The sequence below is a fragment of the Caulobacter sp. AP07 genome (genome assembly GCF_000281955.1).
Lineage (GTDB): Bacteria > Pseudomonadota > Alphaproteobacteria > Caulobacterales > Caulobacteraceae > Caulobacter.
On the sequence record NZ_AKKF01000146.1, the window covers coordinates 1 to 8532 of the forward strand.

The 8532-nt window shown below is 67.3% G+C and carries 9 protein-coding genes; 7 read left to right on the forward strand and 2 right to left on the reverse strand.

The window, feature by feature from the left end:
- Positions 1–407 precede the first annotated feature (407 nt).
- The 3 genes from purB to PMI01_RS11810 all read left to right on the forward strand — a co-directional run bounded on the left by purB (position 408) and on the right by PMI01_RS11810 (position 4363).
- Positions 408–1718: an adenylosuccinate lyase gene (gene purB / locus PMI01_RS11800; protein WP_007668469.1), complete on the forward strand. Its 1311-nt coding sequence runs from the start codon at positions 408–410 to the stop codon at positions 1716–1718.
- Positions 1718–2206: a DNA-deoxyinosine glycosylase gene (locus PMI01_RS11805; RefSeq protein WP_007668471.1), complete on the forward strand. Its 489-nt coding sequence runs from the start codon at positions 1718–1720 to the stop codon at positions 2204–2206. Before purB ends, PMI01_RS11805 begins: the two co-directional genes overlap by 1 nt.
- Positions 2207–2338: 132 nt before the next feature.
- Positions 2339–4363 carry a M13 family metallopeptidase gene (locus PMI01_RS11810; protein WP_007668476.1) on the forward strand — a complete coding sequence of 675 codons (2025 nt, stop codon included), beginning with the start codon at positions 2339–2341 and terminating at the stop codon, positions 4361–4363.
- A gap of 60 nt (positions 4364–4423) precedes the next feature.
- On the opposite strand, the gene PMI01_RS11815 is transcribed toward PMI01_RS11810, so the two are convergent.
- Both PMI01_RS11815 and PMI01_RS11820 read right to left on the reverse strand, forming a co-directional pair.
- On the reverse strand, positions 4424–4846 hold the full coding sequence (locus PMI01_RS11815; protein ID WP_007668478.1) for a DUF1842 domain-containing protein: 423 nt from the start codon (positions 4844–4846) through the stop codon (positions 4424–4426).
- A gap of 261 nt (positions 4847–5107) precedes the next feature.
- Positions 5108–5425 (reverse strand): DUF1476 domain-containing protein, encoded by a 318-nt coding sequence (locus PMI01_RS11820; RefSeq protein ID WP_007668482.1) that lies wholly within the window; start codon positions 5423–5425, stop codon positions 5108–5110.
- Positions 5426–5693: 268 nt separating this feature from the next.
- On the opposite strand from PMI01_RS11820, the gene purC reads away from it, so the two are divergent.
- The 4 genes from purC (at position 5694) to PMI01_RS11840 (ending at position 8421) form a co-directional block, all read left to right on the forward strand.
- Positions 5694–6452, forward strand: coding sequence for a phosphoribosylaminoimidazolesuccinocarboxamide synthase (purC, locus tag PMI01_RS11825; protein ID WP_007668486.1), 759 nt, complete (start codon positions 5694–5696; stop codon positions 6450–6452).
- A gap of 192 nt (positions 6453–6644) precedes the next feature.
- Positions 6645–6884: a phosphoribosylformylglycinamidine synthase subunit PurS gene (gene purS, locus PMI01_RS11830; protein WP_007668489.1), complete on the forward strand. Its 240-nt coding sequence runs from the start codon at positions 6645–6647 to the stop codon at positions 6882–6884.
- 88 nt (positions 6885–6972) lie between these two features.
- Positions 6973–7674 (forward strand): NlpC/P60 family protein, encoded by a 702-nt coding sequence (locus PMI01_RS11835; protein WP_007668493.1) that lies wholly within the window; start codon positions 6973–6975, stop codon positions 7672–7674.
- Between the two features lie 270 nt (positions 7675–7944).
- Positions 7945–8421 (forward strand): DUF3291 domain-containing protein, encoded by a 477-nt coding sequence (locus tag PMI01_RS11840; RefSeq protein WP_007668495.1) that lies wholly within the window; start codon positions 7945–7947, stop codon positions 8419–8421.
- Positions 8422–8532: the final 111 nt, after the last annotated feature.

Sequence of the window (8532 nt, forward strand, 5' to 3'; positions counted from 1 at the left end):
GGGCCCGCCGCGCAGCGGTGGGAGGGTGAGGGGGTAAAACGCCGGACGGCGTGCCGGCAGGGCGTTCGAGGAGAACGGCGAGCCCGCGGCTGGCCGGGGACATGCTCTCACAGCAAGGCCTCCGCAAATCGACCCGCGAACGTGGGGTGAGTGCGTGTCCCCACGCCCGTCCACGACCTCAAACCCTCATCTCGGCCTTTAAAGGCAAACTCAGCGGGTCAATTGGGGACACGCACTCACGGCATAGGCTCCGCGAATGCGGCTGAAGTCGTTGCGTGAGAGCATGTCCCCGACCGCCAGCGCTTCGAACGTCCGACTAGGGTTGAAAGCGGACCATCCGCGACCCAGACGACTCCACGCTTTCCCGCCCTTGACTCTCACCCCCTACCCGCCGAAACCCCGGCCTCATGATCACCCGCTATTCCCGCCCCGAAGCCGCCGCCATCTGGTCCAGCCAGACCAAGTACAAGATCTGGTTCGAGATCGAGGCCCATGCCGCCGACGCCATGGCCGAGATCGGGGTCATCCCCAAGCTCGCCGCCGAGACGATCTGGGAAAAGGGCCGCGACGCGGTGTGGGATAGCGACCGCATCGACGAGATCGAACGCGTCACCAAGCATGACGTCATCGCCTTCCTGACCCACGTGTCGGAGATCGTCGGCCCGGAAGCCCGCTTCCTGCACCAGGGCATGACCAGCAGCGACGTGCTCGACACCTGCTTCGCCGTACAGCTGTCCAAGGCCACCGACCTGCTGATCGAGGACGTCGACCTGCTGCTGGCGGCGCTGAAGCGCCGGGCGCTGGAACAAAAGATGACGGTCTGCGTCGGCCGCAGCCACGGCATCCATGCCGAGCCGATCACCTTCGGCCTGAAGCTGGCCGGCTACTACGCCGAGTTCCAGCGCGCCAAGGAGCGGCTGGCCATGGCCAAATTCGAGATCGCCACCTGCGCGATCTCGGGCGCCGTCGGCACCTTCGCCAATGTCGATCCGCGGGTCGAACAGCACGTGGCCGACAAGATGGGCCTGGTGGTCGAGCCGGTCTCGACCCAGGTGATCCCGCGCGACCGCCACGCCGCCTATTTCTGCGCCCTGGGCGTCGTCGCCTCGTCGGTCGAGCGGCTGGCCACCGAGATCCGCCACCTGCAGCGCACCGAGGTGCTGGAGGCCGAGGAGCCGTTCGAGGTCGGGCAGAAGGGCTCGTCGGCGATGCCGCACAAGCGCAACCCGATCCTGACCGAGAACCTGACCGGCCTGGCCCGGCTGGTCCGCTCGGCCGTCGTGCCCGCCATGGAGAACGTCGCCCTCTGGCACGAGCGCGACATCAGCCACTCGTCGGTCGAGCGCGGCATCGGGCCGGACGCCACCATCCACCTCGACTTCGCCCTGCGCCGCCTGGCCGGGGTGATCGAGCGCTTCAACATCTATCCCGACAACATGGCCAGGAACCTGGACAAGCTGGGGGGCCTGGTGTTCTCGCAGCGGGTGATGCTGGCCCTGACCCAGAAGGGGGTGTCGCGCGAGGACGCCTACGCCGCCGTGCAGGGCAATTCGATGAAGGTGTGGCGCGGCGAAGGCCGGTTCATCGACTTTTTGAAGGCCGACGATGTCGTGTCGAAGGCGCTGTCGGACGCCGAGCTCGAGGAACTGTTCGACTACGGCTACCACACCAAGAACGTCGACGTGATCTTCAGGCGGGTGTTCGGCGAGCAGGGCTAGTGACCCGCAAGGCGGGCTTCCCAGCGGTCGTCGACGCAAGCACCCGCGTCCTGATCCTGGGCAGCCTGCCGGGCGACGCCTCCCTGGCGGTCGCGCAATATTACGGCCATCCGCGCAACGCCTTCTGGCGGTTGCTGGAGGGGGTGCTGGCCACGCCGCTGGTCGCCCTGCCCTATGAAGACCGGCTGGCGGCCCTGTTGGCGCATGGCGTCGGCCTGTGGGACGTGATCGCCCAGGCCAGACGCCCCGGCAGCCTCGACGCCGCCATCCAGGACGCCACCGCCAACGACCTGGTCGCCCTGGTCGAGACCCTGCCCGCCCTGCGCGCCGTGGCCTTCAACGGCGGCACGGCGGCCAGGCTGGGCGGCAAGCTGCTGGGCGGCCGCCTGCCCACCCTGGCCCTGCCCTCCTCCAGCCCGGCCCACGCGGCGAGGTCGTTCGCGGAGAAGGCGCAGGCGTGGGCGGCGATCAGGGCGTGGCTGGACTGAGCCTCTCCTCTCCGGTTTTCCCGGCGGGGAAACGGTAAAAGAGGTCCGCGCCGCCACATTACGCGCTTTTCATCTGCGCGCCGCCGCCAACTAGGGCAGCATCGCTTCCCTCCAAGGGGAAGAGGTTTCCACATGCGCATGATCCTGCTGGCCGCCGCTTCGGCGCTCGCGATGTCCGCCGCCGCCATCGCGGCCGAGCCCACCGCCTCCGCCGCCCCCCCAGCTGGAAAACCCATGTACGGCGCCTGGGGCGTCGACCTGACCGCCCGCGACACCGCCGTCAAGCCGGGCGACAACTTCGACAAGTACGTCAACGGGGCGTGGTTCGCCCGCACCCAGATCCCGCCTGACCAGGGCAGCGCCGGCGCGGGCAACGACGTCTACAACCGCTCGCAGGACCAGCTTCGGGCGGTGATCGAGAAGGCGCCGGCCGCGACCCAGCTGGGCGGGCTGTACAAGAGCTTCACCGACGAGGCCAAGGTCGAGCAGGTCGACGACGGGCCGCTGAAGGCCGACCTGGCTAAGGTGGCGGCGGCGGCCGACAAGACCGCCTTCGCCCGGCTGATGGGCGCCGCGCACGGCGGCTTCGGCGCCGACCTGTTCCAGCTGGACGTCGCGCCCGACATCAAGAGCCCCGAGGTCAACACCCTCTATGTCTATCAGTCGGGCCTGGGCCTACCCGAGCGCGACTACTACCTGGCCGACGGCTTCAAGCCGCAGCGCGAGGCCTATGCGGCGTTCGTCCAGCGGGCCCTGGCCGCGGCGGGCTATGCCGATCCGGCCAAGGCGGCGGCGCAGGTCATGGCCCTGGAGACCCGCATCGCCACGGTCAGCTGGCCGGCGGCCGAGCGGCGCGACGTCGACAAGACCTACAACCCCGTCACCGTCGGCCAGCTGGCGACCTACGCCCCCGCCTTCCCGTGGGCCGACTACCTGGCCGCGGCCGGCATGCCGGGCCTGGGCGCCGTGGTGCTGAACGAGAACACCGCCATCCGCGACATCGCCAAGATCTACGCCGAGACGCCGCTGGAGACGCTGAAGGCCTGGCAGGCCTTCCACCTGGTGGAGGAGGCCTCGCCCTACCTTTCCAAGCGGTTCGTCGACAGCCGCTTCGAATACGTCAAGGTCCTGACCGGCCAGGCGACGATCCGCCCGCGCTGGAAGCGCGGCGTGCAGCTGGTGGACGGCAGCCTGGGCGAGCTGGTCGGCCGGACCTATGTCGAGACCTATTTCCCTCCCAGTTCCAAGGCCCAGATGGTCGGGATGATCGGCAACCTGAAGGTCGCCATGGCCAAACGGATCGACGACGCGCCCTGGATGAGCCCGGCGACCAAGGCCGAGGCCCAGGTCAAGCTCAAGCGCATGGCGGTGATGGTGGCCTATCCCGACAAGTGGCGCGACTATTCGGGGCTGAAGATCGAGGCCGGCGACCTCTACGGCAACGTCTCGCGCAGCCGGGCCTTCGAGTGGGCCTACGAGCTGAGCGACCTGGGCAAGGCCGTCGACCACGGCAAGTGGCAGATGACGCCCCAGACGGTGAACGCCTACAACGACACCTCGCAGAACCAGATCGTCTTCTCGGCCGGCATCCTGCAGGCGCCGCTGTTCGACCCGGCGGCCGATCCGGCGGTCAACTACGGGGCCATCGGCGCGGTGATCGGCCACGAGATCAGCCACGGCTTCGACGACCAGGGCCGCAAGTTCGACGAGACGGGCAAGCTGCGCGACTGGTGGACCGCCGAGGACGGCAAGCGCTTCGAGGCCCAGGCCGAGATCCTGGGCAAGCAGTACGACGCCTATGAAGGCGCGCCGGGCATGTTCATCAACGGCAAGCTGACCATGGGCGAGAACATCGCCGACCTGGCCGGGCTGCAGGTGGCGCTGGACGCCTATCACGCCTCGCTGGGCGGCAAGCCGGCCCCGGTGATCGACGGCCTGACCGGCGACCAGCGCCTGTTCCTGGCGTTCGGCCAGAACTGGCGCAGCAAGGTGCGCGACGACGCGCTGAAGGAGCAGATCACCTCGGACCCGCACTCGCCGCCGGCCTTCCGGGTCATCGGCCCGACCCGCAACATCGACGCCTGGTACGCGGCCTTCGGCGTCAAGCCGGGCGAGGCCTACTACCTCAAGCCCGAGGACCGCTCGCGGGTCTGGTAAGTCATGAAAAACTCGCGCCGCCCTTTCGGACGACGCGAGTGATCTGGCTCGGAAGAGAGGTCAGGCGATCTTCTTGACCGGCACCTTCTCGACGTGGGTGTTCAGGTAGTTGAACCCACCGAAGCCGTTCCAGGCGTTGTCCACCGTCAGCGCCGCCGTGAACTTGGCCAGGAACGAGCCGATGGCGGGGGGCGGCACGCTGTAGACGAACTCGCCGTGCAGCGAGACCAGCTGATGGTTGGGCCCGAAGCCGGTCTGATAGATCTGGCCGGTGACCGGGAAGCGGTGATGACCGCCGACGATCGCCTGGCTGATCTCGGCGATGCCGCTGACGTGGCCGGAGGCGGCCTGCACCGTCAGGGCCAGGTTGACGATGGGCGCGCCGGGCGTCCCGACATTGCCGACCACCGCCTTGACGAAATAGAGGCCGAGGTCCGTGCCTTCGGCCTTCTGAGTGTGAAGCGTACCGATATCATCCGCCATGGTGTGTCCTCCTGGTGTGGGCGACCCTGTCGATCGCCTCCCGCGAGAGTGATACATCCGGCTTTGGATGGCGCCCAAAGAAACCTGAGCGCGCTATCTGATTTTCTATCTACCTATAAGAGTATTCATTCCGTACCCGCCGTTTCGCGAACTCGGGACTCCCAAGACGACAAGGCCCGGCCGCGACGAACGTCGCGATCGGGCCCTGTGGATGGATTTAGAAAAATTCCGTCGCGCCAAGCTGTTGGCGCGGACGCCGGCCTACTCGCCGGCGGCGATCTGGCCGCGGGCCATGGCCAGCAACTCGTCCATCTTGCGACGGACTTCACCCTCGCTGACATTGACGCCCGACCCCTTGAGGTCGCCGGCCACCTTGCGCAGCACGTCCTCGTCGCCGGGCTGCTCGAAGTCGGACTTCACGACCGCGCGCGCGTATTCCTCGACGGTGGCCAGGCCCATCAGGCCGGCCGCCCATTCGCCCAACAGGCGGTTGCGACGGGCGGTCGCCTTGAATTCCTGTTCCTGCTCCAGCGCGAACTTGCGTTCGAAACCCTGTTCGCGATCGTCGAAGGTCGTCATGAAAGCCCCAATAGTCTCTGAGCGGGCTGCATATCCCCTGGCGAGCCGCCCGGCAATCGGAAGCAACGCCGCATCGCCCATGATCCGCTCACAATCCCGAGGTCGCGGCTAGCCCCGTTTGCGCCAGGCGCCGCGTTCAGCTAGGTTTCCCCGCGACATTTTTCGTGAGCGGCCTTGAGTCGAACGCCGCGCGCAGCTATCCGCCGCGCGCGCTTTTCGTTTCTCCGGACAAGAGGCGCCCGCAACCAGAAGGGCCTCGACGAGAGCCATGACCACCCGCCGCAAGAAGATTTACGAAGGCAAGGCCAAGATCCTGTACGAGGGCCCCGAACCGGGCACCCTGATCCAGTATTTCAAGGACGACGCCACCGCCTTCAACGCCCAGAAGAAAGCCGTGCTCGAGGGCAAGGGCGTGATCAACAACCGCATCAGCGAGTACATGATGACTCGCCTGAACGCGATCGGCGTGCAGAACCACTTCATCCGCCGCCTGAGCCTGCGCGAGCAGCTGATCAAGGAAGTCGAGATCATTCCGCTCGAGGTGGTGGTGCGCAACATCGCCGCCGGCTCGATCGCCACGCGCCTGGGCTTGGCCGAGGGCACGCCCCTGCCCCGCTCGATCATCGAGTTCTACTACAAGGACGACAAGCTGGGCGACCCGATGGTCTCCGAGGAGCACATCACCGCGTTCAACTGGGCCGCCACCCAGGAGATCGACGACATGATGGCCATGGCCCTGCGGGTGAACGACTATATGAGCGGCCTGTTCAGCGCCGTCGGCATCACCCTGGTGGACTTCAAGATCGAGTTCGGCCGCATCTACGAAGGCGACTTCAGCCGCGTGATCCTGGCCGACGAGATCAGCCCCGACAGCTGCCGGCTGTGGGACTCGACCACCAACGAGAAGATGGACAAGGACCGGTTCCGCCGCGACCTGGGCAATGTCATCGAAAGCTACACCGAGGTGGCCCGCCGCCTCGGCATCATGAAGGAAATGCCCACCGTCATCCAAGGCGGCGTGCACTAGGCAAAACACCTTCTCCCGGAGGGGAGAAGGAGGGGCCCGCGACGAAGTCGTGGGAGGATGAGGGGTTACGCCCCATCCGACTTCACGCCCTGCCGGCGCGCCGTCGAACGCCTTCACCCCTCACCCTCCCATCGCTCCGCGATGGGCCCCTCCCTCTCCCCTCCGGGAGAGGGTGAAAAGGTCAGGAAAGATATGAAAGCCAAGGTTCAAGTGTTCCTCAAGCCCGGCGTCCTCGACGTCCAGGGCAAGGCCGTCGAAGCCGCCCTGCACGGGCTGGGCTGGGCCGACGTCTCGGGCGTGCGGGTCGGCCGCACCATCGAGTTCGACGTCGTCGAAACCGATCCCGCCAAGGCCGAGGTCGAGGTCAAGGCCATGTGCGACAAGCTGCTGGCCAACACCGTCATCGAAAGCTACCGCGTCGAGATCGCCTGAGATCGGCCGCTCGCCAGTGGCGAGAAGCTGGACAAGGACACGCTAAGCGCGCACCCTTCGCCATCATCGATGGGCGAAGGGGCTCGCCGTGACCATTTTCGAAATCCAGAAGGCCTTGGCGATCAACGGGTTTGACCCCGGCAACATCGACGGCGTCTGGGGGCGGCGCACCATCGCCGCCGTCCGCGCCTTCCAGGCCGCCAGGCAGCTCCAGGTCGACGGCGTGGTCGGACCTGAAACCCTGAAGGCCCTCGGCCTTGTCGCGCCGGCCAAGCAGGACAAGCTCGGGGACCCGGCCCTGGTGTGGCTGCAGGAAGCTCAGCGGCTCCTCGGCTTGCAGGAGGGCCCCGGCGCGCTCGACAACCCGATCATCCTGGATTTCGCCAACAAGCTCGACCTGGACTACAAGCACGACGACATCGCGTGGTGCGGGCTGTTCGTCGCCCACTGCATCGGATCCACCCTGACGACCGAGCCGCTGGTGTCGGACCCGCTGGGCGCGCGCAGCTGGCTGAGGTTTGGCGGCCCCTGCACGCCGCAGCCCGGCGCGGTCCTGGTCTTCTGGCGCGAGAAACCGGAGGGCTGGAAGGGCCATGTCGGCTTCTACGCGGGCGAGAACGGCGGCAACCTCTATGTCCTCGGCGGCAACCAGGCCAATTCCGTCAGCTTCGCCTGGGTCGAGCGCAAACGTCTCCTGGGCGCCCGGTGGCCCGCCACCGTACCCCCGGGGACCGGCAAGACGCGCAAGGTCAAGGACGACGGCAGGCCCGCTTCAACCAACGAGGCCTAGGGGTCCGCACTCAATTGAACGCTTGAATTGCTGAGTAGAGACAAAGCTCTCAACAACAGTTGTCATCCCGGAAGCCTCGCAGAGGCTGTCCGGGACCCAGGGGCCGGCGCAATGCGGTGGCCCCTGGGTCCCGGCACTTCGGCCCGCTACGCGGTCCTACGGCCGGGATGACAACAGTTGGGGGCTGCAATTGAGTCCGGCGCCTGGCCGGCCTTGCGCTCCGTCGCCGCCCTGCCCAAGTTCGCTCGAACACGGTCGGAGGAGCGGAACATGTGGCAACTGGCCCAGGTCAATATCGGTCGCCTGCGAGCGCCGGTCGACCATCCGATGATCAAGGACTTCGTCGACAACCTCGACCCGGTCAACGCCCAGGCCGAGGCCTCGCCCGGCTTCGTCTGGCGGCTGACGGGCGACGGCAACGACGCCACCGACCTGGCCCCCTACGAAGACCCGCTGATCGCCATCAACATGTCGGTCTGGACCGACATTCCGTCCCTCGGCGCCTTCGTCTATCGCGGCGACCACGTCCAGATCATGCGCCGTCGCCGCGAGTGGTTCGAGCACATGGACGTCTTCATGGTCCTGTGGTGGGTCCCGGCCGGCCACCGGCCGACCATCGACGAGGCCAAGGCCCGCCTGGCGCTGCTGGAACAGCACGGCCCGACGCCGGCCGCCTTCACCTTCAAGGTCCCCTTCCCCTCCCCCGACGCCACGCCGGTCGAGCCGGTGCTGGAAGAGTGCGCGTAGGGGGCGGTCCTTCGTTCTCGCATGAGAGCGTTCCCTCGGCTGTCATCCCGGAAACGGCGAAGCCGTTATCCGGGACCGCCGCAAGCGCCGGCGTTCACGCGTCGGTCCCGG

What these genes read in the sequence shown, in the direction of transcription:
- purB (WP_007668469.1), top strand. Translation starts at nt 408, where the DNA reads ATGATCACCCGCTATTCCCGCCCCGAAGCCGCCGCCATCTGGTCCAGC.
- PMI01_RS11810 (WP_007668476.1), top strand. Translation starts at nt 2,339, where the DNA reads ATGCGCATGATCCTGCTGGCCGCCGCTTCGGCGCTCGCGATGTCCGCC.
- PMI01_RS11815 (WP_007668478.1), bottom strand. Translation starts at nt 4,846, where the DNA reads ATGGCGGATGATATCGGTACGCTTCACACTCAGAAGGCCGAAGGCACG.
- PMI01_RS11820 (WP_007668482.1), bottom strand. Translation starts at nt 5,425, where the DNA reads ATGACGACCTTCGACGATCGCGAACAGGGTTTCGAACGCAAGTTCGCG.
- purC (WP_007668486.1), top strand. Translation starts at nt 5,694, where the DNA reads ATGACCACCCGCCGCAAGAAGATTTACGAAGGCAAGGCCAAGATCCTG.
- purS (WP_007668489.1), top strand. Translation starts at nt 6,645, where the DNA reads ATGAAAGCCAAGGTTCAAGTGTTCCTCAAGCCCGGCGTCCTCGACGTC.
- PMI01_RS11840 (WP_007668495.1), top strand. Translation starts at nt 7,945, where the DNA reads ATGTGGCAACTGGCCCAGGTCAATATCGGTCGCCTGCGAGCGCCGGTC.